This is a genomic window from Lysobacter sp. 2RAF19, assembly GCF_052115395.1.
In the GTDB taxonomy this organism is placed as follows: Bacteria; Pseudomonadota; Gammaproteobacteria; order Xanthomonadales; family Xanthomonadaceae; genus Noviluteimonas.
In genome coordinates this window covers 894,686-919,602 of sequence record NZ_JBFRGO010000002.1, presented here as the reverse complement: position 1 = coordinate 919,602, position 24,917 = coordinate 894,686, and the positions used below count along the sequence as shown (strand labels likewise).

Sequence of the window (24,917 nt, the reverse complement as noted above, 5' to 3'; positions counted from 1 at the left end):
GCGGGGGACCACGCACAAGACCAAGCATGCGTTCCACCGGCGATCGGTTCGCCGGATTCGGAGACAGCCATGACGCATGCAATCGCCTTCGCGGTGGCGCTGTGCACACTCGCCATCGCACCTGCGGCCCTCGCCGGCCCGCAGGAGAACTGCAAGTCCATCCACGCCGACATGACCGAGGTGCGCGTCACCACCGGATGCGATGCCGGCGAGCCCTCGTGCTTCCTCGGTGAAGTCGAAGGCAACCACGGATTTCGCGGCACATCGCATTTCCGCGCCGACGGCGTGGGCACGCCGGCGTCCACCTCGCCCGAGTGGACGCCCTACAGCGGTCCGTTCCGTTACGAATTGCGCGACGGCACCCTGGTCATGCGCGAAGCGGGCATCACCGGCACGGGGCGCGTGATCGCGCACCACGCGGTCGTCTCGGGCACGGGCCGTTACGCGGGCGCCACCGGCGAGTTGTTCGTCTTCGGCACGACCGGTCCGGTCGTCACCACCGAAATCACCGGAACGCTCTGCACGCAATGACGCGACTGTACGCCGACCTGCAGGTTTCCCCACCCCGCCTCCAACTCCGCCGCGTGCTGTTGGGTGGGTTGGCGGTGGGGACGTTCGACCTGGTGTTCGCCTGCACATGGTGGGCGATCGCGGCGTCGGTGCCGCCGGTGCGCATCCTCCAGTCGATCGCCGCCGGCGTGTACGGCGAGGCGAGTTTCGATGGCGGGCTGCGCACCGCGGCGGTCGGCGTGATCGCGCACTACTTCATCGCCGCGTGCATGGTGCTCGCCTATGCGCTGGTCGCCTCGCGTTCGCCGTCCCTCATGCGGCGCCCCTGGCGCTGGGGATCGGCCTACGGGCTGTGCCTGTACGCGGCGATGAATCTCGTGATCGTGCCGCTGTCGGCGGCCGGGCCTTCGCCGATCCGCTTCACCGCGTGGACGATGGCGAGCATCGTCGTGCACGTGGCGATCGGCATCGCGTGCGCGTTCATCGCGCGCAACGCGTTGCGTGATTGAGCTCCGCGACGGTCAGTGACCGCCGCCGTCCAGCGCCTTGAGTTCGCTCACGAGCGCACTCGCCATTTCCGCGCCGTCGCCGTATAGCATGCGCGTGTTGTCGGCATAGAACAGCGCATTCTCGATGCCCGCGAAGCCCGTGCCCTTGCCGCGCTTGATCACCACGGTCTGCTTGCTCAGGTTCACGTCGAGGATCGGCATCCCGTAGATCGGCGAGGCCGGGTCGGTCTTGGCGACGGGATTGACCACGTCGTTCGCGCCGATGACCAGCGAGACATCGGTGTTCGGGAATTCGGGGTTGATGTCGTCCATGTCCGCGATGAGGTCGTAGGGCACGCCGGCTTCGGCGAGCAGCACGTTCATGTGGCCCGGCATGCGGCCGGCGACGGGATGGATGGCGAACTTCACCTTGACGCCGCGCGCGATGAGCCGCTGCGTGAGTTCCCAGATCTTGTGCTGCGCCTGCGCGACGGCCATGCCGTAACCGGGCACGATCACCACGCGTTCGGCGTAGGCCATCATCGCGGCGACATCGCCCGCTTCGATCGGCTTCTGCGTGCCGGAGATTTCCTGCGCTTCACCGGTCGCGCCGAAGTTCGAGAACAGCACGTTGGTGATCTTGCGGTTCATCGCCTTGGCCATCAGGCGCGTGAGCAGCATGCCCGCCGCACCGACCATGGTGCCGGCGATGATCAATGCCTGGTTGCCGAGGACGTAGCCTTCGAAGGCGACCGCCAGGCCGGTGAAGGCGTTGTAGAGCGAAATGACGACGGGCATGTCGGCGCCGCCGATGGGCAGCGTCATCAGAATGCCGAGGAGCAGCGCGGCGGCGAAGAACGCGACGATCGCGAGCGTCGTCACCTGCAGCGAAGTGCCGCCACCGAAGGCCAGCGCATACACGACGAAGCCGCCGAGCAACACCGCCGCGACGAACATCAGCGCGTTGAACGCCTGCTGCCCCGAGAACGTGTAGCGCTTGTCCATGCGACCGTCGAGCTTCGCCCAGGCGATGATCGAACCGGTCAGCGACACCGCGCCGATCAACGCACCGACCACGGCCAGCCCGATATGCAACGACGTGGCGTTCGCATCGCGCGGCCCGCCGGTCAGGCGCAGCAATTCCACCGCACCGATCGCCGCCGCCGATCCACCGCCCATGCCGTTGAACAAGGCGACCATCTGCGGCATGTCGGTGATCGCAACGCGCTTGCCCCACACCCACGCGACCACGGTGCCGAGCACGAGCGCGATCACGATCAGCGCCATGTTGTGCAACCCCGGCAACACGAACGTCGCCACGGTTGCGATCACCATGCCCACGCCCGCCCACTGGATGCCGCTGCGCGCGGTCACCGGCGAGGCCATGCGTTGCAGGCCGAGGAGGAAGAGCGTGGCGGCGACGAGGTAGCTCGTCGCGGCGACGAGCACCTGCCAGGACGCCATCACGGCTTGGCCCCCGGCTTCTTGCTGGCCTTGAACAGTTCGAGCATGCGCTCGGTCACCACGTAACCACCGGCCGCGTTGCCCGCGCCCAGCAGGACCGCGACGAACCCGATGGCCTTCTCCAGGGTCGTGTCGGCGTGGCCGAGCACCACCATCGCGCCGATGAGCACGATGCCGTGGATGAAGTTCGAGCCCGACATCAGGGGCGTATGGAGGATCACCGGGACCCGGGAAATGATCACGTGGCCCGCGATGGCGGCCAGCATGAAGATGTAGAGCACCACGAACCCGTCCGCCGCCATGCCGTCTGCCCCAGTCGTCGCGTGCGGCCATCATAACGACAGGTGAACCCGGCGCGCGCCGGGTCAACGCCCCGGGCGCGGCCGCGTTCCCCCACCTCGCAGGCGGTGCGGGCCTGGCCAAGCGGCCGGTTCCCTCGGACCGCCACCACCGGCCGACCGACTGCTATGTTCCTTCGAGTGACCGAAGATGCCGACGATCCGATGACCGCCTTCCCGGCAGTCGACGCGCCCGTGCGCGATGCGGCGCCGCCGCGCACGCTCGCAGCCTTCCTCGATGGCATCGCCGCCCGCGCGTTCCGCTTCGCCGAACTGGGCCTGCGCCATCGCGACGACGCGCTGGATGTCGTGCAGGACGCGATGCTGAAGATGCTGGCTTACGCCGACAAGCCGGCGGAAGAATGGACGCCGTTGTTCTGGAGCGTGTTGCGCAGCCGCATCGTCGATGCGCAGCGGCGTCGCAGCTTCCGCCTGCGTTGGCTGCGCCCGCAATCGAGCCACGCCGACGAAGACGCGATCGACTGGAGCGAACGCGTCCCCACGCTCGACCCCGAATCCGACCCTTCCCGCAAGCACGACAGCCGCGAAGCCTATGCCCGCATCGCACAGGCGGTGCGCGCATTGCCGGCGCGCCAGCGCGAAGCCTTCACCCTGCGCGTGATCGAAGAACTCGACGTGGCGACCACCGCGCGCGTGATGGGGTGCAGCGAAGGGTCGGTGAAAACGCATTTGTTCCGCGCCCGCGAAGCCTTGCAGGCGCAACTGGAGGAATTCGCATGAACATCGGCGACCACGACAAGCAGGACGACGCGATCCGCGCATTGCATGCGCAGGCGCTGGACCATCTCTCGCCCCGCGTGCGCGCGCAATTGCAGCAGCGCCGCAACAAGGCGCTGCGTGGCGAAAGCGTGCAGGCGCCCGCATCGAAATGGCGCCTGGCGATCCCGCTCGCGGCCGCGGCGACGGTGGGCGCGCTCGTGCTCGGCATGCAGCTGCGTTCGCTGCCGCCGACGACGAACGCGCCGGTGGTCGCAGCCGTCCAACCGGCGTCGAGCAGCACGACGGCGACCAGCGAGGATCCGCTCATCGCCTCGCCGCTCGACGAAAACCCCGATCTCTACGTGTGGCTGGCGTCGGACGATGCCGCCCTGATGGCCATGGAGTAATCCGATGATCCGACGTCACCCCTGGCTTGTCGTGGTCGCGCTGCTCGCGATGCCCGCGTTCGCGCAACAGACGCCCGCGCCCACGCCTGCCCCTGCGCAGTGGGAACAACTCTCCCCGGCCGAGCGCGATGTGCTCATTGCTCCGATCCGCGATCGCTGGAATAACGCCGACGCCGACCAGCGCCGGCGCATGCTCGAGCACGCGCGTCGCTGGACGACGATGACTCCCGAACAGCGCGAAGCCGCGCACAAGGGCATGCGCCGGTGGGATCACCTTTCGCCCGACCAGCGGGACCAGGCGCGCGAGTTGTTCGAGCGCATGCGGTCGATGCCGCCGGAGGAACGCCACGCGCTCAAGGAAAAGTGGCTCGACATGACGCCGGAGCAGCGCAAGGCCTGGCTGGATGCGCATCCGCCCAAGGATTGACGCGTTTGGGGCTTACACCCTTTGCTTTCGCGCCGCCCGAACGTCGTGAGTTCCAAATTTTTTTGGGAAAAAAATTTGAAACCCACAACGCTGGGGCATCACCTTTCGTGCGTTGGCTCTCGATCGGGGGCTTCGCCCGAGCATTTGATTTGCGGGTGCGAAGCAAGCTTCGCACTGCCCCGATCTTTGTCGAGAAAGCAGAGGTCTGGTCGCCGAAGAGGACGACACCTCAGTTGAGATGAGCCTCGACACGTGGCGAGGCGTCCCAACCGAAGGACTGGTACCCCGCGCGACTCACGCCGGAACGGCGCGCTCCGGCCACACCGTCTTCGCCAGCAGCTCGTCGCCCCAATCGAATGCGAGCGCGCCATCCTTCAGCAACAGGGCGACGAAGTTGTAAACGTTGCGCGCGTACATCTCGCTGGCATGCAGCGCGCCCATGCTCGCCAGGTTCAAGGGACCGGCGATGACCACGCCATTGCTGTCGATCGTCTCGCCGGGCTGCGTCAGCTCGCAATTGCCGCCGGTTTCCGCTGCGAGATCGACGATCACGCTGCCCGGTCGCATGCCCGCGACCATCGCCGCGGTCACGATCTTCGGCGCGGGCCGGCCGGGCACCGCCGCGGTGCAGACGACGACGTCGATGTTCCTCAGGTATTCGCCGAGGCGCCGCTGTTGTTCGGCGCGTTCTTCCTCGGTGAGTTGGCGCGCGTAGCCGCCCTCGCCCGCGGCGCTCACGCCGAGGTCGAGGAACTTGCCGCCGAGCGATTCGATTTGTTCGCGCGTTTCGGGCCGTACGTCGAAGCCTTCGACCTGCGCGCCCAGGCGCTTGGCGGTCGCGACCGCCTGTAGGCCCGCAACGCCCGCGCCGACGATCAACACGCGCGAGGGACGGATCGTGCCGGCAGCGGTTGTCAGCATCGGGAAGAAGCGTGGGGTGAGCTGCGCGGCGATCAGCACCGCCTTGTAACCGGCCATGCCGGCCTGCGAACTGAGCACGTCCATCGCCTGCGCGCGCGTGGTGCGCGGCAAGCGTTCGAGCGGGAAGGCGAGGAGCTTGCGCGCCTGGATCTGCGCACCGCGCGCGGCATCGCCCTGCGGTTGCAGGAGTCCGACGAGGACCGCGCCTTCCTTCAACTGCGACAGGCGCACCGCATCGGGGGGCTGTACGCACAACACGACGTCGGCGCCGCCGAGCGCGAGGTGACCATCGTCGACGACCTGCGCGCCTGCTTCGCTGTAATCGGCATCGGGAAACCCGGCGGACGCGCCCGCGCCGCGCTCGATGCGGACGTTCGCACCGAGCTTCACGAGCTTCCTGCAGGTTTCGGGCGTCAGCGCGACGCGCCGTTCACCGTGCGCGGTTTCCCGCGCGACTCCCACTTCGACCGTCATCGATCCGCCTCGGGTTCAAGGTGCGCCGTTGCATCCTAGCGCGACCACCCTACCTTGCGCGGATCAGTTCTGCCCGACCGCCCGGTTGAGGCGCGCGCGCATCTGGCGCATCGCTTCGTCGAAGGGCGCTTGCTCGGTGCCTGCGACCAGGCGGCCTTCGGCGACCAGTGCCGCGAGTTGCTCGGCCGAAGCGACGAGTACGCGCGCGCCGCGGCGGTTGACGAGCAGGAAGCGGCCACTGAGCGGACTGACCCAGGCGACCTTCGCCGCCACGTGTTCGCCCTGCTGGTCGAGCAGGCGCAGCCATTCGCCAGGGGCGAGCAGGCGCATGCGCTGGGCGACTTCGGGATCGAAGTCCAGGCCCGCATGGCCACCGACCACGCGCAGCGCGCCCTGCTCGGAGTCGTCGTCGGCGACGACCGGCGGCGGGAGATTGCGCACCATGCGCGGCAGGTCGGGTTGCGCGAGCGCACGCACGACGCCGGCGAGCCAGTCGTTCGCACCGTGTTCGTCGTGGCCGCAGGCGACCAGGCATTCGACGATGGCCGGCTGCAGCGCGATCAGGCGATCGGCCACGACGCTACCGCGCGCCTGCGCAGACAGGCCGTCGACGACGATCAGCGCATCGGCGAGCGCCAGGACATCGGCGTGCTTCGGCGATTCGCGACCTTCGCGCAACAAGGTCTGCAACAGCTGGTGCTGCCAATGTTCGACGAGGAATTCGGCGACCGCTTCGGTCAGCGGCGTGCGCAGGCGCTGGTTGAGCGCCGCGCCCGCCTGCAGGCGCGCCTGCAGCAGGCGTTCCTTGCCGTGCACGGCTTCGGCCGCGCGCTTTTCGAGCATGTCCACGCGCTTGCGCTGCTGCTCGAGCAGCGCTTCGAGTTCCGCGCTGGCCAGCGCGAAGATTTCGAGGTCTTCGTTGTAATCGGCCACGATCCGCTGCGCGATGCCGGCGGCGCGTTCGAGCAGTTCGCGATCCTGCGGCGTGGCGCCGTCGTTGCCTTCGCAGGCTTCGGTGATCGTGTCGAACAGGCGGCGCGCGGGATGGTCGCGGCGCAGGAACAGGCCGTCGTCGCTGAGCGCCACCTTCACGTAGGGCAGCACCAGGCGCGCATACACGCGGCGCGCGCGGTCGAGCATCGCGTGGGTCTGGAACAGCGATTCGAACAACAGGCCGACCAGGTCGATCGCATCGTTCTCTTGCGCGCCGATCTGCGTCTGGTCCGGGTCCAGGCCGAGGCGGCGCGCGCCTTCGGTCAATTGGTCGCGGATCGCGTCGGCCAGCGAACCGGCACCGGCGAGCGCACGTGCGTAAGGCTCCGGCCCGTCGCGCTGCAGCAGGGAGGTCACGCTGATGACTTCGGCCGAGCGCAGCTCGCGGCGCGGGGCGCCGGATGCCGACGTGGTGGCGCGCGCTTCCGAACGGGCAGCGGGCGAGGATCCGTCTCTCCAGGCGTGCAACATGGCGCGCAGGTCTCCGAAGCGTTCCATCGCATCGACATCGGGGGAAGTGTGGCGGGCGTTGCCAGGCGAATGCGGCACCGCGGAAACGGAATCGGTGTTGTCGGCCGCGGAGGCCGTGGCCGGCGCAGGCGTCTGCTTCAGTCCGTAACCGGCCGCCGCGAGCAGGGTGTTGATGCGGCCATACAGGTCGCCCAGCACGCGCGAGAGCTCGTGTTCGTACTGGCGGAACAGCAGCGGGCGCAGCGTTTCGGGCAGGTCGGCGTCGTGGAAGGTCGCCAGGAAGGCGCCGGCCAGGCGCGTGGCGCCGATCGGGTTGGACGAGGAGTTGGCGCCCAGTTCCTGCGCCAGCGCTTCCAGCCGCTGGTCGAGCATCTCCAACTGCCGCACATAGCGCTGGCCGATGGATTCGGCGAGCTTCTGGCCCGCGTAATGGAACCCCAGGTGGCGGTCTTCGACCAGGCCGAGCTGCTGGCCATTGCGCAGGCGGTTGGGCAGCGCGCGGAAATCCTCGAAGCCCTGCGCGATCAACTGGCGGAAGCGCATCACGTTGCCGGCGTTGCGCTGGCGCAGGTTGAGCAGCGCGATGTGGTCGCCGCGGCGGATCTGGATCAGGCCCGCGCGGCGCGCGGCATCATCCAGGGCCTCGGCCACCGGCGCGTACAATGCGCTGGGCACGCCGCCGAGTTGTTCGACGGCCAGGCGCTTCATTTCTTCCAGCACGCCTGCCGGATTGGCCCGCTGAGTGGTGTCCAGCCCCGTTGCCTGCCCCGACATGTCGATCTCCCTGACCGCGACACCATGTGACCAAATGCGACACTGAGGGGCAGCATAGTGTCGCGTTGTGTCAACTCACCTTCGAAATTCCGGTTCTGTGACCCATGTCCCCAGTTGACCCCAATCCATCCGACGAACTGCATTTCCTGAACGCGCGGCGGTCGGTGCCGGCCAAGCAATTGGGTGAACCAGGTCCCGATTCGGCCACGCTTGCGCGGATCCTGTCGGCCGCCGTGCGCGTGCCCGACCACGGCAAGCGCGTGCCTTTCCGCTTCATCCGCGTCGCCGGCGACGCGCGCCATGCATTGGGCGAACGCCTCGCGGCGCGCACGCTCGAGCGCGATCCGCAGGCCGGCGAGAGCGCGATCGAAAAGGATCGCAACCGCTTCGCGCATGCGCCGCTGGTGCTGATCGTCGTCGCCAAGCAAGGCCCCGACGAAAAGATCCCCGCTTCCGAACGCTTCAGCAGCGCCTCGTGCGTGTGCTTCGCCTTGTTGCAGGCCGCGCAGGCCTGCGGCTTCGGCGCGCAATGGCTGACCGGTTGGCCGGCCTACGATCCGGCGATCGCCCAGGTCTTCGGGCTGGCCGAAGACGAACACGTTGTCGGCTTCATCCACATCGGCACGCCGAAACTCGACGCGCCCGAGCGCGACCGCCCCGACCTGCAGGCGTTGCTCACCGACTGGAGTCCCGCATGAACGCACCGGCCGCGATCCAGCCGCCGCTCTATCTGGTCGACGCGAGCATGTACGTGTTCCGCGCATGGCATTCGATGCCGAATGAATTCCACGACGCAGACGGTTGGCCGACCAACGCGGTCCACGGCTTCGCGCGCTTCCTGCTGGAGCTGCTCGAACGCGAGCGCCCGCGCCAGATCGCGATCGCCTTCGACGAAGCGCTCGACAGTTGTTTCCGCAATGCGCTCTACCCGGCCTACAAGGCCAATCGTGAATCGGCGCCGGAAGAGCTCAAGCGCCAGTTCGCGCATTGCAAGGCCCTGTGCCGCGCGCTCGGCCTGCCGGTGCTCGCGCATTCGGATTACGAAGCGGACGATCTGATCGGCACCGCGGTGCATGTCGGGCGCGCCGCGGGCCATCGCGCCGTGATCGTGTCGGCCGACAAGGATCTCTCGCAATTGCTCGCCGGCCTGGACGAGCAGTGGGATTACGCGAAGAACGTGCGCTGGACCATGGCGGGCGTGAAGGATCGCCACGGCGTCGAAGCGCACCAGATCGCCGACTATCTCGCCTTGACCGGCGACAGCGTCGACAACATCCCCGGCGTGCCGGGCGTGGGCCCGAAGACCGCGGCGATCCTGCTCGCGCATTTCGGCAGCCTCGATGCGCTGCTGGCGCGCGTGGAGGAAGTGCCGTTCCTGCGCATCCGCGGCGCCGCGCAGGTTGCAGTGAAATTGCGCGCCAACAAGGAACAGGCGCTGCTCTGGCGTCAACTGACGACCATCGCACTGGATGCGCCGCTGTCGCACGCGACCTTCCACCGCGGCCAGGCCGACGGCGCGGCACTGATCGGCTTGTGCGAATCCGTGCGCTTCGGCCCGCTGACGCGTCGACGTTTGCAGGAAGCCTCCGGCGTGCAGACGACGGTCACCGTCGCGGGATAGCATCGGGGCATGGACCGCCCGACGACCGACGAAAAAACGACCCTTTGCGAAGGCCAGTGGCTGCGCCTGGTGAAGCGCGGCCATTGGGAATCGTGCGAGCGCACGCACGGCGAGGGCATGGCGGTGATCATCGTCGCGGCCACGCCCGACGACGAAGTGTTGTTCGTCGAGCAATACCGCGTGCCCCTGGGTTCGAAGACGATCGAGATGCCGGCCGGCCTGGTCGGCGATCAGTCGGGCGAGGACACGCTGGAAATGGCGGCCACGCGCGAACTCGAAGAAGAAACCGGTTGGCGCCCTTCACGTGTCGAAGTGTTGCTGGTCGGGCCGACCTCGGCGGGCATGAGCAACGAGCGCATCGCGTTCGTGCGGGCCGAAGGCCTGGTGCGCACGGGCCCGGGCGGTGGCGTCGACGGTGAAGACATCATCGTGCACGCCGTGCCGCGGGTGAATGCCGCGGCGTGGCTGATGCAGAAATCGCGCGAAGGTTTTGAACTTGATCTGAAGTTGTGGGCGGGGCTTTGGATGCTCGAAAGAAATCCTGACGGCACGTTGCGACCTGACTGAACCCCTCCCCAGCCCTCCCCTGCCTTCGCAGGGGAGGGAGCACTACGCGAACTTGTCCGTCGCGCGCACCAGCGCGTCGGTGTTCTCCGGTTCGAAGGCCGAATGGCCCGAGGTCGGCGTGATCACCAGCTCCGCGCCCGGCCACGCCTGCTTGAGTTCCCACGCGCTCTTGATCGGGCACACCACGTCGTAACGGCCGTGGACGATGACGCCCGGGATCGAGGCGATGCGGTGCACGTCGCGCAGCAACTGGTTCTCTTCTTCGAAGAACCCGCCGTTGACGAAGTAATGGTTTTCGATGCGCGCGAAGGCCAGCGCGAATTCCGGCTCGTCGTGGCCGCTGATGAAATCCGGATCCATGCGCAGGAAACTCGTCGCGCCTTCCCACACGCTCCACGCGCGCGCCGCGGCCAGGCGCGTCGCCTCGTCCGGACTCGTCAGGCGACGGTGGTAGGCGCTCATCATGTCGTGCCGTTCCACCGGCGGAATCGCCGCCAGGTAGTGTTCCCACACATCGGGGAACAGGCGCGAGGCGCCGTCCTGGTAGAACCACTCCAGCTCCCAGCGGCGCAGCATGAAGATGCCGCGCAGCACCAGCTCGGTCACGCGCTCGGGATGTTTTTCGGCGTAGGCCAGCGCGAGCGTCGAGCCCCACGAGCCACCGAACACCTGCCAGCGATCGATCCGCAATTTCTCGCGCAGCGTTTCGATGTCGGCGACCAGGTGCCAGGTCGTGTTGTCGACCAAATCCGCGTGCGGCGTCGAACGCCCGCTGCCGCGCTGGTCGTACAACACGACTCGATATTTCTTCGGATCGTGGAAGCGGCGCATCTTGTCGCTGCAACCGCCGCCCGGCCCGCCGTGCAACATCACGACGGGCTTGCCGTCGGGATTGCCGCACTGTTCGTAGTACATCGTGTGGCGCGCGTCGAGCTTCAGCGTGCCGGTGTCGAACGGCTGGAGGTCGGGATACAGTTCGCGCAACATGATCGGCCTCCGCCGCTGGGCAAAATCCACCTGAGTCCGGGAGTCTAGCCCAGCGATGGTCCGCCGGGTTTGATGCCGCTGGTCACGCGTTCGCGGCGTTCCATGTCCAGGCCCGTGTCGATGTCGATCAAGCCCGCTTGCGTGAACAACGCACGTACGGCGGCGCCCTGGTCACGGCCGTGTTCGATGAGCAACGCACCGCCGGGCTTGAGGTGTGCGGGCGCGGTGCGCACGATGTCGCGGATCGCATCGAGCCCGTCGTGGCCCGAGGACAGTGCGGATGCCGGTTCATAGCGCAACGCATCCAGGTGCAGGTCGCCCAGCGCGATGTACGGCGGATTGCTCGCGATGGCGTCGAACAACCCATCGCCCAGCGGCTCGCACCAGTGGCCGTTGCGGAACTCCACGTTGGTCAGGCGCAATGCGCGTGCGTTGGATTGCGCGACTTCGAGCGCGGCGGCGCTGTCGTCGACGGCGATGATTTCCGCGCGCGGGCGTTCGTAGGCGATGGCCAGCGCGATCGCGCCGCTGCCGGTGCCCAGGTCGGCGACGCGCACGACGTCTTCGCGGGAAAGATGCGCGAGGGCGAGTTCGACGAGCAGTTCGGTTTCCGGGCGCGGCACCAACGTATCGGGCGTGACCTGGAGTTCGAAACGCCAGAAGCCCTTGCGACCGGTGAGATAGGCGAGCGGTTCGCCGGCGATGCGCCGTGCGAGTAGCGAGGCGTAGCGTTGCGCGGCATCGTCGGCGACGGGATCGTCGCCGCGTGCGTACAACCAGCTGCGCGATTTGCCGAGTACGAAGGCGAGCAGCCATTCGGCGTCGGCGTGTTCCACCTTCGCGCGCGCGTCCTTCAGCAGGTCGTCGACGCGAACGGGGGAAGAATCGGCCATGGGGCGCATCCTAACCAAGATGCGCCCCATGCCGCGCGTGCCTTCCTTACTTTTTCGCCTTCGGCATTTCGAACGCCAGCGGCATGCCCTTGCGGGCCGTCTTCTGCGCCGAGCACAGGCGGATCGCTTCGGCGGTCTGCTTGAGCTCCAGCGGGCCGCCTTCGATCGACTTCATGCGATCGGCGAAGCGCGACTCCACATCGGCCGCCTCCGACTCGCTGCACATGCCCGCCGAGTACAGGCCGACCAGTGCCGCACCCGCCGGCGCCAGGCGCGCCTCGAGTTCGCTGAAGTGCGCATCCACCCACTGGCGCAGCGCCGGACGCGTCTTCTCGTCATCGGTCTGGCCGCCGACGATCGGGAAGATCTCGTTGCGGCGGAGCAGGCCCTTTTCGAAGACCAGCGCGCGGGCGCGTTCGGCGAGCTGGGCGTCCTGGGTGGCGCCCATCGCCGAGAGCAGCTGCGAACGGATCGTCGGATCCTGGCTGGCGCGGAAGTGCTTCTCGGCGGCGTCGAACGCCGCCTTGCCGCCTTCCTGCACCGCCACTTCCAGCGCGACCGCGCGCAGATCCTTCGGCACCGCGTCGGCGTGCAACTGGCCGTCGCCGCCCAGGCCGAGGACCGCACGGCCCTGCTTGCCCATTTCGGCGCGCACCTGCGGATCCTTCAGGGTTCCGGCAAAGAAGCCCACCAGCGAAGCGCGCAGCAGGCGATCGTCGTCGGATTCGCCGTCCTTCGGCGACAGGCCCAGGCCCGTCAGGCGCGGACGATAGATTTCCGCGGCCTTCGCACGGAACGCGGTGCGTTCGGCTTCGCTCGCCAGGAGTTGTTCGTCCATCCAGCCGATCGAGCCCATGCCCGCGGTGACCGTCTGGCGCACCTGCGCGGTGGTGAACTGCGGCAGCGCGGCGAGCAGTTCCTTCGGCGAGAGCTGGCCCGCGCCATAAGCCGACGTGACCGAATCGGCGTAGACGCGCTGCTCGCGCTCATCGAGCTTGGCGAACGCATCGGACAGCGACTTCTGGTACTTCGGCTCCATCGCGAAGCGGTAATAGCCCGCGCCATGCGCATTGGGCATGACCCACTGCGGGCAGGACGTGGCGTCCTTCAGTTCGAAGCGCGCCGACTGGCCCGTGATGATGCCCTTCTGCTCGCGGATCGTGCCGTTGTCCGCATAGCGCACACTCAGCGGGATGCCCCACGTCATGTTCGCGCTGGCCGAGGAACCGAGCGGCAGGTAACGCTGCTGCGCGACCACCAGCGCCGGCTTGCCGGCGCCGCATTCGACGGCCACCTTCAGGAACGGCACGCCCGGCTGGTCGATGAAGCTCTTGAACGCCGCATCGACGGCGGCCGGATCGTCGCTCTGCTTCGCCACCGCGGCGATCAGGTCGGCGCTGGTCGCGTTGCCGCGCGCGTGGTCGTGCAGGTAGTTGCGGATGCCGGTGCGGAACTGGTCCTCGCCGATGTAGCGCTCGAACATGCCGAGCACCGCGCCGCCCTTCTGGTAGGTGATGCCGTCGAAGGCCGACTGGATCTGCGTGAAGTCGTGGATCGGCTCATGGATGCGACGCGTGCTGGACAGGCTGTCGGCGCCCATCGCACCGATCGCGCCTTCGAGCAGGCCGCGGTCGGTGTGCGCCTCGGGGCGCAACTGGCCGTGGATCTTGTTGCCCATCCAGGTGGCGAAGGCTTCGTTGAGCCACAGGTCGTCCCACCAGCGCATGGTGACCAGGTCGCCGAACCACTGGTGCGCGAGTTCGTGCGCGCTCACGCCCCAGAAGGACTGGCGCTGCGACACCGAAGACTTCTCGTCGGGGAACATCAGGCTGTCGCGGTAGACGATCATGCCCGCGTTTTCCATCGCGCCGGCCCAGAAGTCGGGCGCCGCGACGTTGTCGAGCTTGTCGAAGGGATACGGCGTGCCGAAATAGGTTTCCAGCGCCTTCACGATTTCCGGCGTGTTGGCCAGCGAGTACTGCATGCGGCCGCCCTGCCCCTTCGCCGCGACGCCACGCAGCTTGATCGGCGTGGTGCGCTCGCCATTCGGACCGATGTCCGGGCCAGCCGGCACATCCCACGGGCCGACCGCGAAGGCGATCAGATAGCTCGGCAACGCCTGCGTGCGATTGAAGGTGACCTTCTTCCAACCACCCGGCAGTTTTTCGGTCTTCGCTTCGGCACTGTTCGCGATGGCCGCGTCGTTTTCCGGAACGATCAGCGTGATGTCCCAGGGCTGCTTGAACGAGGGTTCGTCGAACGACGGGAAGGTGTTGCGCGCGCCGATCGGCTCCATCTGCGTCACGACGTAATCGTTGCCGTCCGGCTTCACGCGATACGCGCCTTGCAACTCGCCGAACGGGGCTTCATACGCGATTTCGATGACCGCCTTGCCCGCCGGGATCTTTTCCGCGGCCTGCATCTTCAACACGCCGGAGACATCGGCCGGCGTCGCCGTCAGCGCGATGCGCTTCTTGCCGACGATGGCCTCGGCCTTGGAGATCTTCAGATCGCGGCCGTGCATCCAGAACGAATCGGTGGCTTCGGCGACCTGCGCTTCGATGCGCGTGGTGCCGGTGAAGGTGGCCTGCTTCGGATCGAGCTTGAGCTCGAGCGACACCAGCGAGGGCACGACGTTGCGCGGGAGCGGGCCTTGCGGCACGCCGGAGGGATCGGCGGCATGCGCGACGCCGAGCGAGGCGACGAGCGCGGTGGCGAGGAGACTGCGGCGAAGCAAGGGCATGGATTGAAGCTCCAGGGGCGAAGCCGCCGAGAGTACGTCGGGGTCCCCGCAAGGACCCATGACGAAAGTCCTAGTGAACGTGACTCACCCCGCATTGGAGGGCGACCGCAGCCGCGGCCGCCCTCCGGGGTGATCAGAAGCGGTAACGCGCCACGAACTCCACCGACCGCGGCGTCTGGTAATTCACATCGTTGAGGTAGTCCGGACGTGTCGCGGCATCCAGGCGCGTGGTTTGCGATGTTTCATTCCATTCCGTCGCCGTCTGTGCATTCAGGACGTTCAACACGGTCATCTGCAGCGTCAGCTTCTTCTGCGCCCATGTCGGCGTGTAGGACACACCCAGGTCGAGCGTTTGTGTCCACGGGGTGCGCCCCTGGTCACCGCGATTGCCGAGGCGATAGCGACGTTCGAAATCATCGGCCGTACCGGCGACGCCATCCGCGCCGGCATCAGGGACCGCGAACTGGCCGTTCGCGTCGGGGCAATAGAAACTCGATGCGCTGTACAGGCCGAGCGTGCCCTCGTCGGGCGCCCCGATGTTGAGGGCCTCGGTGGGGATGAACCCGTAACAGCTCACCGGGCGGCCCGACTGGATCAGCAGATTCGCGCTCACCACCCATTGGTCGCTCAGGTCGTAGGAACCGAACAACTTCAGCGAGTGCCGGCGATCGTTCGGCAGGTAGCCGTAGGCGCCCTGCTCGAAGGCCGCGAAGTCGAAGTCCTGCGTCAGGCCCGCGTCTTCCTGCTCGAGCGTCGAGTTGACGTAACCCTCGGCGTTGCCGCGGCTTTTCGCGAACGTATAGGAGCCCTGCATGTACCAGTTATCGGCCTTCGAGCGCTCCCAGAAGAATTCGACCGCGTTGTAGGTCCGCTGGTATTCGGGCAGGCCGAGGTAATGCGCCGGTACGGTGTAGACCTGGAGCGTGCCCGAGTTCGTCGGATCCAGCGCAATCGAGACGTCCTTGCCCGGGTTGGCGATGAAGCAGTTCGCCATGTCGATGCCCAGGCCGTCCGCTGCGAAGGCCGGGTCGAAACCATTGTCCGCCGCCCATTGGTTGAAGCCGTTTTTCGAGCAGATATCGTCCATGCCCGCCTTGACGTCGCGGTGGATCGCGCGCATGCCCAGCATCCAGTTCGGCGTGAGCTGCTTCTGGAAACCGAGGATGTATTCGTCCTGGTACATCGGGTCCAGGTTCGTCGCCGCCACGGTACGCGGGTCTGGTGGGGTCAGTGCGCCGTTGACGGCGGTCGGCCTCACCACGGAACCGATGATCGGCGTGCCATCGCCGTTCACGCCATCGAGCACGTACCAGGTTTCCGTCGAGTATTCGGTCGCCGAAGCGCGGATATTGGTGTTGCTCGCCACCGGGATGTAATACCGGCCCGCGTTGCCGAAGACCTTGAAGCTCGAATCGCCGAGGACGTCCCACGAAAAGCCAAGGCGCGGCGCGAACAAGGTGTCCGATTCGATGAACGTCTGACCTTGCGCGTTGTTGTTCTCGAACGTTTCCGCGCGCAGGCCGGCGTAGATCATCCACTTGTCGGTGACCTGCCAGTTGTCTTCCACGTACGCCGCGTTGTTTACGACGTTGTAGGCCCCGCTTTCGGAATACGTCGTGCGATGACGGACGACGTCGCCGGTCGCGCCCGCGCCGAAGATGTCGGAGGCGCGGAAATAACGGTAGTAGTTGCCACCGCTGTAGGTGGTACCGGCGTGGGTCGACTCGAACTTTTCATGGTCCAGGCCGAAACGCACGCGATGGTCGCCCGCCTGCCATTCTGCGTCGATGCGCCAGGCATTGCGGGTGTCCTCGTCCGGCCGGCCGCCGAAGGCGGCGTCGCGAACCGTGAACTGCGCTTCGGTCCAGCACCCCACCTTCCTGAGCGGCAGGCCGGGTGCCCGGCTGTCGTAGATCGCCGGGCAGTCGGCGCCGGGCAACTCCGACTGGAAGTTGTTGACGTTGTTGAGGTACCCGTACTGCGCGGACACGGTGAACGAATCGGTGAGATAGCCGGTGTACTTCGCGATGTAGACCTCGCCACCGTTTTCCAGCGTGGAGGTGTTGAGGAAGGTGCCGTGCTGGCCCGAGTTCAGCACCCCGGTGGGATTGGCGTAGTGGTGCGTGGTTTGCTCGGACTTGTTGTAGATGCCGGTGAATTCGACGAGGTGGTTGTCGGTGATGTTCCAGTCGAGCTTGAGCAACGCGCTCGGCGAGTTGTTTGCGCGATGTTCGCTGATGTCCCTGCCGTAGATGTCATCGGTGTCGTCCTGGCCTTCGACCAGGCCAAACATGAAAAGCTTGTCCTTGATCAGCGCGCCGCCGCCCCAGACGTTGTAGCTCAAGCGGTCGGACGTGTTGTCGGAGCGATAGACGTACAGCGGATCGTTGGTGCCGATGCGCGCGGGATCCCGGCTCAGCACGTCGGTGCCGTTCTCGGTCAGTGAGCCCGGGCGCCAATACACGCTTGCCCCGCTTTTCCATTCGTTCGTGCCGCGCTTGGTGACCAAGCCGATCACGCCACCGAGGGACCGACCGTATTCGGCGCCGTAGCCACCCGTCTTGACCTGCTGTTCGGCGATCGCGTCGAACGGCAATTCGGCGAACGACAGGAAGTTGCGGATATTGGTGACGTCGAAGCCGTTGATGTAGTACCCGTTCTCCGCAACCGAAGACCCGCCGAAGGACGCGAGGTTACCGTTGCCCAGCCCGGTGTCGCCGCGCACGGTGCCGGGCGCCAGCAACGCAACGCTGGTCACGCTGCGCGCGATGGGAAGTTGTTCGAGCTGCGCGGCGGTGAAGACCGTCGTGGATTCCACCGACGAGACGTCGACGGGATTGAACGTGCTCGCACCTTCCACCACAACGGTCGCCAGTTCGTTGGCTGCGCGCGTGAAATCGACCTCGCTACCGGTGCCAACCTTGACCTGCACGTCCTTGGTCGAGCCTTCGGAGACGACGCGGTAACGGCCGGGCGCAAGCTGCGGAAAGGTGAAGCGACCCGCGGCATCGGCGGTGATCTCGCGACGCGTGCCGGTATCGACGTTCTCGATCTGGACGGACGCGTTTGCGCCGGTGTCGCCGAAGATCGAACCCACCGAACTTTGTGCGTGGACGTTCGTCGCGAAGCAGAAGCTCAGGGCAGCGGCGAGCGCCGTGCGCTGGAACCGGCGCGACAAGGCGCGGCGGGAAACGGGATGACGTTGATTCATTCCTTGCGTACTCCGGTCATAGATGAAACCGCGAGGGTTAAGACCCTCTTAACGGTTACCGGAAGTTACGTTTCGAAATGTTCCGCAGGCAGCGGAGACAGCCTCGACGTTGCGCCGAGGCTTCAATGGATCACGGAGAAATTTCTGAGAACACGATCCTGTGGATCAGTGCTCAGACTGCTCCAACGTCACCGCAACCGCGTGCACCACCGCGGCGATCTTCAGCGCGCTCTGCACGCCCTGGGCGCTGATGTCGTGCATGCGCAGCGTGCGTTCGTGCGAATCCAGGCACGCGCCGCAGCCGTTGATGGCCGACACGGCGAGCGAGGCGAGTTCGAAGGTCATCTTGTCGACGCCGGGGTTGGCCATGATGTTCATGCGCAGGCCGGCGCGCATCGTGCCGTATTCGTCGTTGTGGATCAGGTGCGTGGCGCGGTAGTAGATGTTGTTCATCGCCATGATCGCGGCGGCCGAACGCGCGCCGTTCATTTCTTCCGGCGACAGCTGCTCGGCGGCGAAGGCTTCGATGGCTTCGACCAGCGGGCGGTGGCGCGCTGCGATCGCGCAGGCCAGCGCGATGACGCGGATGCGCTTGGCGTCCAGGCCGGCGGCGCCGGTTTCGCTCAGCACCGAGTCGAGGTTGAGTTTCAGATCCTTGGCGTAATCGGGGATCGTGTTGCGCAGGTCCTGCAGGTTCATTGCATGGCTCCGATAAGAACGTGGCCGGGGGATGCCCGGCCACGAATGCCCCGCGCGTTTCGGGGGAGGGAGACGCCGCGAGGGGGCACGGCGCGCGCGGGGCGAAGGGTGTCGCTTTCTCAGGCGACCTTCAGCGTTTCTTCGCCCTGCTTCCAGTTGCAGGGGCACAGCTCGTCGGTCTGCAGCGCGTCGAGCACGCGCAGCACTTCTTCCGGGTTGCGGCCGACCGAACCGGCGGTCACGTAGACGAACTGGATTTCGCCGTTCGGGTCGACGATGAACGTCGCGCGCTGCGCCACGCCATCCGAACCCAGGATGCCCAGCGCCGAGGTCAGCTCGCGCTTGATGTCGGCCAGCATCGGGAACGGCAGGCTGTTGAGATCCTTGTGGTGCGTGCGCCAGGCGTGGTGCACGAACTCGCTGTCGGTCGAACCGGTCAGCAGCTGCGCGTCACGATCCTTGAAGGCCTGGTCGAGCTTGGCGAAGCCGGTGATCTCGGTCGGGCACACGAAAGTGAAGTCCTTCGGGTAGAAGAACACGACCAGCCACTTGCCCTTGTACGTGTCGTTGGTGATGTCGACGAACGCGTTGTTCAGGTCGTTCGAGACGGTGGCCTTGAGGTTGAACTGGGGGAACTTGTCGCCGACGGTCAACATGCAGGAGTGCTCCTAATCGCACAGGGGGAAGGGAGAAACATGGGGCCGCCGGGTGCGTTCCCCCGGCGAAGACAGGCAGTCTGCCGTTCGTCGTCTCATACGGCAAGTCGATTGTTTGGATGTTGACGATAGGTATAGGCTATCGTTCATGAATCTCCGCGACCTGCGTTATCTGGTGGCCCTCGCCGACCACAAGCACTTCGGCCGCGCGGCCGAAGCCAGCTTCGTCAGTCAGCCGACCCTGTCCACGCAGATCCGCAAGCTGGAGGAAGAGCTGGGCGTTTCGCTCGTCGAGCGCGCGCCGCGCAAGGTCATGCTCACGCCCGCCGGCCGCGACATCGCCGATCGCGCGCGCCGCATCGTGGCCGAGGTCGAACAGATGCGCGAAGCCGCCCGCCGCAGCCGCGACCCCGAAGCGGGCACCGTGCGCCTGGGCCTGTTCCCCACACTCGGGCCCTATCTGTTGCCGCACGTCGTGCCGCGCATCCGCGCGCGCTTTCCGAACCTCGAACTGCTGCTCGTCGAGGAAAAGAGCGACGTCATCCTTTCGCGCCTGCGCGACGGCCGCCTCGATGCCGGCCTGCTCGCACTCCCGGTCCACGACGATCAATTGCATGTGGAGTTCCTGTTCGAAGAACCCTTCCTGCTCGCCGTTCCCGAAACGCACAAGCTCGCCAGGCGCAGCGACCTGTCGCTGAAGGATCTCGCCGACGAACGCCTGCTCCTGCTCGAAGACGGCCATTGCCTGCGCGATCAAGCCCTGGATGTCTGCCAACTCGCCGGCGCAGGCGAAATGCGCGATTTCCAGGCGACGAGCCTGGAGACACTCCGGCAGATGGTCGCCGCGAATGTCGGCGTCACCTTGCTGCCCACGCTCGCGGTGAAGCCGCCGGTCGCGCGCTCCAACGACATCCATCTGCTCTCCTTCCGCGGCACGCAGCCCAGCCGCAGGATCGCGATGGTGTGGCGCAAGAGTTCGGCGATGGGCGAATTCCTCGGGCGCCTCGCCGAAATCTTCCGCACCTTGCCGCCGGACTTGTTCACGCCGATGGCGCAGCTCGCGCCGCCACCGGTCAAGCGCGCGGCCGCCGCGAAAGGCAAATCGGCATGAGCCTGCGCAAATGGGCCATCGTCGTGGTGGTGTTCGTCATCGCCTGGTGGTGGTGGCATCGCACGCCCGAAGCGCCGGCCGCCGTGGCCGGCGCTTCCATTTCATGCCCGGCGCCGCCGCGCGTACCCGCAGGCGAAGCCCCCTTGCAGAGCCCGGTGCCGGACGGCTTCGGCGACATTCGTTTGCAGCCTGCACGGTTGCAACCGCTCGCGGGTTTCAGCGTCGACGCACGCGTGCTGTCGCGCGAGGACTACACGCTCGGCCGCGAAGCCGACCTCTCGCCCACCGATCTCGCGCTGGGCTGGGGCCGCATGCGCGAAGACGCGGTGCTGTCGCAACTGAACATCGACCAGTCGAATCGTTGGTACCACTATCGCTGGCAGGGCGCGCCGCCGATTCCCACGCGCGAAATCATCCGCTCCAGCGCGAACATGCACATGATCCCGGCCAACGCCGATGCCGCGCGCGTGTTGTCGCAGGTGCGCACCGGCGACAACGTCCGCATCGATGGTTGGCTCGTCGAAGCCGACGCGCCCGATGGCTGGCACTGGCGCAGCTCGCTCACGCGCGAAGACAGCGGCAACGGCGCGTGCGAAGTCGTCTACGTGTGTTCGATCGCGCGGCAGTGACGCTCACGCCGCCGACGCGCGCGTACCGCGCGTCAGCCCGAGGAAGATGCCCGCCAGCGACAGGCCAAGCCCCGTGATGCCCAGCGCATCCAGGCGCGTGCCGAACAGCGTGGCGTCCCAGACGTAGGCCATCAACGGCTGCAGCAACAGGCACAAGCCCAGCACACCGGCCGACAACTTCGGCATCGCCCTCCCGATCACCAGCCAGCCGCACACCTGCGCGATGAAGGCATAGGCGAGCAGCGAACCCCAATCGGCACCACTGCGCGGCGGCAGTGCTTCGCCACCGGCGAGCGTCATCGGCAGCAACAACACCGCGGTGCACACGCACATCCACCACAACAAGGATTCGTTCGATGCACCGCCGCGCGTGGCCTGCGCCTTGCGAAAGGCGATCAGGAATCCGGCATACGCCGCCGCAGTGCCGAGGCCGAACCACACGCCGACGTGGAAGTGCGCGTCGAAATGCGACCAACCCGGCACGAGCATCAACGCCAGGCCCGCGATCGCGAGCGACAGGCCCGCCCACAGGCGCCAGCCGCCGTGTTCGCCGAGCGCCAACGCGCCGTACGTGGCGAGCGCGAAGACCTGGAAGTTGCCGAGCAAAGTCGCCATGCCCACGCCGACATAGAGGATGCTCCGGTGCCACATCCACAGATCGAGCGCGAAAAACACCGCGGCGATGGCGACCAGACCCAGCACGCGCGGCGAAGGCTTGAACGTCGATGCACCGCGACGCACGGCGACCGCCAGCACGGGCAACAACATCGCGGTGGCCAGCGCCATGCGCCAGAACGCCGAGGCCGTCGGCCCCATCTCGACCCACCGGACGAACACGGCCGACGTGCTGATCAGCACCGCGCCGAGCAGCATCGTCGCGAGCGCGCCGCGCGGGGCGGCGGCGGTCATGCGCGGAACTTTTCGGTGTCTTCGAGATATTCGGCTTCGGCGAAACCGGCGTCGCGCCATTCCTGCCACGCCGGCAGCGACTGGATCGCATCGCTGAAAGCACGCGCGGTGTCGTCCATCGGCACGCCGTAAGACAGGAAGCGCGACACCACCGGCGCGAACATCGCGTCGACGATCGAGAACGCGCCGCACAGGAACGGACCCTGCTGGCCATGCGCCTGTTTCAACTCGCGCCACAGCGCCTGGACGCGCTGGATGTCGCGCTCGGCCTCCTCGTTCCAGCGATAGTTGTCGGGCGTGCGGCGCATGTTCATCGGGCACTGCTTGCGCAGTGCCATGAAACCCGAATGCATTTCCGCGGCGGCCGAACGCGCCTGCGCGCGTGCCGCGACATCGGACGGCCAGCCCTTGCCATCGAGGTATTGCTCGTTGACGTATTCGCAGATCGCCAGCGAATCCCAGATCACCAGCCCGTCGTCGTGCAAGGCCGGCACGCGCAGATTGGGCGCCCACTTCGCGACGTCCTGCTGGAAGTGCGGCGTATCGAGCAGGATGCGCACTTCATCGAAGGGCACGCCGAAGGTGCGCAGCACGAGGAAGGGACGAAGCGACCAGGAGGAGTAGTTCTTGTTGCCGATGACGAGGGTGAGCATGGGGCTCGGGAATGGGGAATAGGGAATGGGGAATAGTACTTCCGTCCCTGGTGCAGCGTCGCCGACACCCGTTACGAATCATCTATTCCCCATTCCCCATTCCCCATTCCCGCTCTTGCTTCACGTGAACACCGCCGGCGCCACGTTCACCCGATTGCGTCCACCCCGCTTGGCCGCATACAGCGCCTGGTCGGCGCGCGCGACGGCCGCCGCCGGTTCGTTCTCGCGCGGCAGGCGCGTGGCCACGCCGACGCTGACGGTGATGCGGATCGGCTTGCCCTCGTAGTCCAGGCGCACCAGTTCGATCGCCGCGCGGATGCGTTCGCCGAGTTGGCGCGCGTCGTCGCCGTTGCGCCCCGGCAGCACGATTACGAATTCCTCGCCGCCGTAGCGGCCCAGCAAATCGGTCGGCTGCAATTCCTTGCGCAACACCTCGGAAACCTGGCGCAGTACGGCGTCGCCCGCCGCGTGCCCGTGCGAATCGTTGATCGACTTGAAGTGGTCGATGTCGACGAACAAGACCGACAGCAACTGGTCTTCGCGATGCGCCTCGGAGAACGAACGCGACAGCCACAGATCGATCGTGCGGCGATTGAAGGTGCCGGTCAGCGCGTCGAGTTCGGCCGAGCGCCGCAGGTTGAGGGCCGCCGCCGCTTCGTCGGCGTGTTGCACGGCCAAGCGGCCGAAGTCGCTGGCGAGCGCGAGTTCTTCGTCGGTGAAACTCGATCCATCGCTGCGTTGCAGGAGCAGCACGCCCCACGAGGGCGGGCGGATCGGCAGCGGCACGACGCCGTGCAACAGATGCAGCGCGTCTCCGTTGCCCAGTTGCAATTGCACCGGCGCCTGCGTGCGCGCCAGGCCCTTCATCATGCCCATGCGCGTGGCGAGCAGGTCGGTGTAATGCGGTTTGCTGGAAATCGGTTCGGCGAGCAACAGATCGAAACCGTGGAAGCCGTAGGCGACCAGCGCCGCCGATTCCAGCCGCAGCAGCGGCAGCAGGCGTTCGAACACGCTGCGAAACGCCGCCCATTCCAGGTCGCCCGCGGGCAATTCGCGCAGGCGGCGTTGCAGTTGCTGCACCAGGTCGACGCGCGCGGCTTCGCGTTCCAGGCGGCGTTCGCTGTCGCCGCGCGCGAGGCGTTCGCGATCGCGTTCGTCGCGCACGTGCGCGATCCGCCCGATCATGCCGACCGCCACCAGCAACACGCACACCGTGAGCGCCAGTTGCGGGCCGTAGCGCACCCAGAACCCATGGATGCCAAAAGGCATGAACGCGCGCAACGCGAACGCGCCGGCGAGCACCAGCACGACGGTGAGCACCGACAGGCTGTTCCAGATGCGGCGGCGCACCGCGACCAGGGCGGTGGCGACGATGTAGGCCATCGTCGCGCCGCCGGTGAGCGCCGCCGCCCACGCCATCGGCACCGACAACACTTCCAGGCGCAGCAGCGCGATCCCGGCGAGCCCGAGCGCGACGTATCGCAAGTAATCGCCGGCGCGATCGAGCCTGCGCTGCGCGACTTCCAGTTCCGCATAGCGCTGCGCGAGCCACGTCGCGGCCGCGCAATGCAGCAACTGCAGCGCCCACACGCCCTGCGCACCCCACAGCGCGAACCAACGCACGCCGGGCCACGCGAACAGATGCCCGTTCGACGCGACGAACCACGCCAGCGCCGTCACCGACAAGGCCAGCAACGCGAGATAGATGCGATCGCGCACCGCCGCGAACAGGGACAAGGCGATGAAGGCGAGCACGGCCAGGCTCGCGTAGTTGGCGCCGGCGAGCGCGCTGCCGCGCTGCTGCATTTCCGCCACGGCGCTCGCTGTCTGCGAGGTGGGCCGCAGCCGCACCGGCGCGTGGGTGGACACCATCAGGTCGACGTCTTCGACGCCCGGCGGAAGTTGGAACGCAAAGCCCGTCGGGAACGACGGACCGTCATCCTCCGGGCGGAAGAAGGACTGCACCGGCGAACGCCAGGTGCCATGCCCCATGCGCGCTTCCAGCCAGATTTCATCGACCATCGATCGCTGCACCCACAGGCGGTCGATGATGGCGTCCCCGCGGTTCAGGCGCAGGGGAATGCGGACAGGCGTGTCGGAGGGCGGCACGCGCACGCTGTCGCCTTCGACCACGCGCGTGACGGCGGGCCGATGCGCGACCGCGGCCGCGTCGAACGGCAACATCGCCAGACCCCAGACCATCAGGCAGGCGAGGACGCACGACACGGCCGCGCGCCCTTCGCCGAAGGCG

At 67.0% G+C, this 24,917-nt stretch carries 23 protein-coding genes; 10 read left to right on the top strand and 13 right to left on the bottom strand.

Annotation, left to right across the window (positions count from 1 at the left end):
* Positions 1 to 69: 69 nt before the first annotated feature.
* Positions 70 to 531 carry a hypothetical protein gene (locus tag AB4059_RS11190; protein WP_498978990.1) on the top strand — a complete coding sequence of 154 codons (462 nt, stop codon included), beginning with the start codon at positions 70 to 72 and terminating at the stop codon, positions 529 to 531.
* The gene (locus AB4059_RS11185; protein WP_498978988.1) at positions 528 to 1,019 is read left to right on the top strand and encodes a hypothetical protein; all 492 of its coding nucleotides are present in this window, start codon (positions 528 to 530) and stop codon (positions 1,017 to 1,019) included. Before AB4059_RS11190 ends, AB4059_RS11185 begins: the two co-directional genes overlap by 4 nt.
* A gap of 12 nt (positions 1,020 to 1,031) precedes the next feature.
* Here the strand turns inward: AB4059_RS11185 and AB4059_RS11180 are convergent, their stop codons facing one another.
* Together AB4059_RS11180 and AB4059_RS11175 are read right to left on the bottom strand one after the other, a co-directional pair.
* Positions 1,032 to 2,462 carry an NAD(P)(+) transhydrogenase (Re/Si-specific) subunit beta gene (locus AB4059_RS11180; protein ID WP_498978987.1) on the bottom strand — a complete coding sequence of 477 codons (1,431 nt, stop codon included), beginning with the start codon at positions 2,460 to 2,462 and terminating at the stop codon, positions 1,032 to 1,034.
* Positions 2,462 to 2,764 (bottom strand): NAD(P) transhydrogenase subunit alpha part 2, encoded by a 303-nt coding sequence (locus AB4059_RS11175; RefSeq protein WP_498978986.1) that lies wholly within the window; start codon positions 2,762 to 2,764, stop codon positions 2,462 to 2,464. Before AB4059_RS11175 ends, AB4059_RS11180 begins: the two co-directional genes overlap by 1 nt.
* Positions 2,765 to 2,929: 165 nt before the next feature.
* Here AB4059_RS11175 and AB4059_RS11170 point away from each other — a divergent pair, with 165 nt between their 5' ends.
* Genes AB4059_RS11170 through AB4059_RS11160 form a run of 3 tightly spaced genes read left to right on the top strand, consistent with a single transcriptional unit; the run spans position 2,930 to position 4,354 of the window.
* Complete coding sequence (locus AB4059_RS11170) at positions 2,930 to 3,541, top strand: RNA polymerase sigma factor (protein ID WP_498978985.1); 612 nt, start codon at positions 2,930 to 2,932, stop codon at positions 3,539 to 3,541.
* Positions 3,538 to 3,927 carry a hypothetical protein gene (locus AB4059_RS11165; protein WP_498978983.1) on the top strand — a complete coding sequence of 130 codons (390 nt, stop codon included), beginning with the start codon at positions 3,538 to 3,540 and terminating at the stop codon, positions 3,925 to 3,927. Before AB4059_RS11170 ends, AB4059_RS11165 begins: the two co-directional genes overlap by 4 nt.
* Positions 3,928 to 3,931: 4 nt before the next feature.
* A complete protein-coding gene (locus tag AB4059_RS11160) occupies positions 3,932 to 4,354 on the top strand; it encodes a DUF3106 domain-containing protein (RefSeq protein WP_498978982.1) in 423 nt (140 codons plus the stop codon).
* 294 nt (positions 4,355 to 4,648) lie between these two features.
* Here the strand turns inward: AB4059_RS11160 and AB4059_RS11155 are convergent, their stop codons facing one another.
* Positions 4,649 to 5,749 carry an NAD(P) transhydrogenase subunit alpha gene (locus AB4059_RS11155; RefSeq protein ID WP_498978981.1) on the bottom strand — a complete coding sequence of 367 codons (1,101 nt, stop codon included), beginning with the start codon at positions 5,747 to 5,749 and terminating at the stop codon, positions 4,649 to 4,651.
* A gap of 63 nt (positions 5,750 to 5,812) precedes the next feature.
* Positions 5,813 to 7,987 (bottom strand): DUF1631 family protein, encoded by a 2,175-nt coding sequence (locus AB4059_RS11150; protein WP_498978980.1) that lies wholly within the window; start codon positions 7,985 to 7,987, stop codon positions 5,813 to 5,815.
* 104 nt (positions 7,988 to 8,091) lie between these two features.
* Between AB4059_RS11150 and AB4059_RS11145 the strand changes: the two genes are divergently transcribed.
* Genes AB4059_RS11145 through AB4059_RS11135 form a run of 3 tightly spaced genes read left to right on the top strand, consistent with a single transcriptional unit; the run spans position 8,092 to position 10,175 of the window.
* Positions 8,092 to 8,685, top strand: coding sequence for a nitroreductase family protein (locus tag AB4059_RS11145; RefSeq protein ID WP_498978979.1), 594 nt, complete (start codon positions 8,092 to 8,094; stop codon positions 8,683 to 8,685).
* Complete coding sequence (locus AB4059_RS11140; protein WP_498978978.1) at positions 8,682 to 9,608, top strand: 5'-3' exonuclease; 927 nt, start codon at positions 8,682 to 8,684, stop codon at positions 9,606 to 9,608. The genes AB4059_RS11145 and AB4059_RS11140 overlap by 4 nt, the downstream gene beginning before the upstream one ends.
* A 9-nt stretch (positions 9,609 to 9,617) precedes the next feature.
* A complete protein-coding gene (locus AB4059_RS11135; protein WP_498978976.1) occupies positions 9,618 to 10,175 on the top strand; it encodes an NUDIX hydrolase in 558 nt (185 codons plus the stop codon).
* A gap of 42 nt (positions 10,176 to 10,217) precedes the next feature.
* Here AB4059_RS11135 and pip read toward each other — a convergent pair whose 3' ends face one another.
* The 6 genes from pip to AB4059_RS11105 all read right to left on the bottom strand — a co-directional run bounded on the left by pip (position 10,218) and on the right by AB4059_RS11105 (position 19,364).
* Complete coding sequence (gene pip / locus AB4059_RS11130) at positions 10,218 to 11,159, bottom strand: prolyl aminopeptidase (RefSeq protein WP_498979068.1); 942 nt, start codon at positions 11,157 to 11,159, stop codon at positions 10,218 to 10,220.
* 47 nt (positions 11,160 to 11,206) lie between these two features.
* Positions 11,207 to 12,055 carry a peptide chain release factor N(5)-glutamine methyltransferase gene (prmC, locus tag AB4059_RS11125; protein WP_498978975.1) on the bottom strand — a complete coding sequence of 283 codons (849 nt, stop codon included), beginning with the start codon at positions 12,053 to 12,055 and terminating at the stop codon, positions 11,207 to 11,209.
* A gap of 46 nt (positions 12,056 to 12,101) precedes the next feature.
* Positions 12,102 to 14,798, bottom strand: a complete 2,697-nt coding sequence (locus tag AB4059_RS11120; protein ID WP_498978974.1) for a M1 family metallopeptidase — start codon at positions 14,796 to 14,798, stop codon at positions 12,102 to 12,104.
* 133 nt (positions 14,799 to 14,931) lie between these two features.
* Positions 14,932 to 18,009 carry a TonB-dependent receptor gene (locus tag AB4059_RS11115; RefSeq protein ID WP_498978972.1) on the bottom strand — a complete coding sequence of 1,026 codons (3,078 nt, stop codon included), beginning with the start codon at positions 18,007 to 18,009 and terminating at the stop codon, positions 14,932 to 14,934.
* A 165-nt stretch (positions 18,010 to 18,174) separates the two neighbouring features.
* Positions 18,175 to 18,708 (bottom strand): alkylhydroperoxidase, AhpD family, encoded by a 534-nt coding sequence (ahpD, locus tag AB4059_RS11110; RefSeq protein ID WP_498978971.1) that lies wholly within the window; start codon positions 18,706 to 18,708, stop codon positions 18,175 to 18,177.
* A gap of 119 nt (positions 18,709 to 18,827) precedes the next feature.
* A complete protein-coding gene (locus tag AB4059_RS11105; RefSeq protein ID WP_498978970.1) occupies positions 18,828 to 19,364 on the bottom strand; it encodes a peroxiredoxin in 537 nt (178 codons plus the stop codon).
* A 148-nt stretch (positions 19,365 to 19,512) separates the two neighbouring features.
* Between AB4059_RS11105 and AB4059_RS11100 the strand changes: the two genes are divergently transcribed.
* Together AB4059_RS11100 and AB4059_RS11095 are read left to right on the top strand one after the other, a co-directional pair.
* Positions 19,513 to 20,475, top strand: coding sequence for a LysR substrate-binding domain-containing protein (locus tag AB4059_RS11100; protein ID WP_498978969.1), 963 nt, complete (start codon positions 19,513 to 19,515; stop codon positions 20,473 to 20,475).
* Positions 20,472 to 21,104, top strand: coding sequence for a hypothetical protein (locus tag AB4059_RS11095; RefSeq protein ID WP_498978967.1), 633 nt, complete (start codon positions 20,472 to 20,474; stop codon positions 21,102 to 21,104). The genes AB4059_RS11100 and AB4059_RS11095 overlap by 4 nt, the downstream gene beginning before the upstream one ends.
* A 3-nt stretch (positions 21,105 to 21,107) precedes the next feature.
* Here AB4059_RS11095 and AB4059_RS11090 read toward each other — a convergent pair whose 3' ends face one another.
* The 3 genes from AB4059_RS11090 to AB4059_RS11080 all read right to left on the bottom strand — a co-directional run bounded on the left by AB4059_RS11090 (position 21,108) and on the right by AB4059_RS11080 (position 24,892).
* Entirely contained in the window at positions 21,108 to 22,013 is a 906-nt protein-coding gene (locus tag AB4059_RS11090; protein WP_498978966.1) for a DMT family transporter, read from the bottom strand.
* The gene (locus AB4059_RS11085) at positions 22,010 to 22,666 is read right to left on the bottom strand and encodes a glutathione S-transferase family protein (protein ID WP_498978965.1); all 657 of its coding nucleotides are present in this window, start codon (positions 22,664 to 22,666) and stop codon (positions 22,010 to 22,012) included. Before AB4059_RS11085 ends, AB4059_RS11090 begins: the two co-directional genes overlap by 4 nt.
* A gap of 120 nt (positions 22,667 to 22,786) precedes the next feature.
* Positions 22,787 to 24,892: a diguanylate cyclase gene (locus AB4059_RS11080; RefSeq protein WP_498978963.1), complete on the bottom strand. Its 2,106-nt coding sequence runs from the start codon at positions 24,890 to 24,892 to the stop codon at positions 22,787 to 22,789.
* Between the last annotated feature and the right edge of the window lie 25 nt (positions 24,893 to 24,917).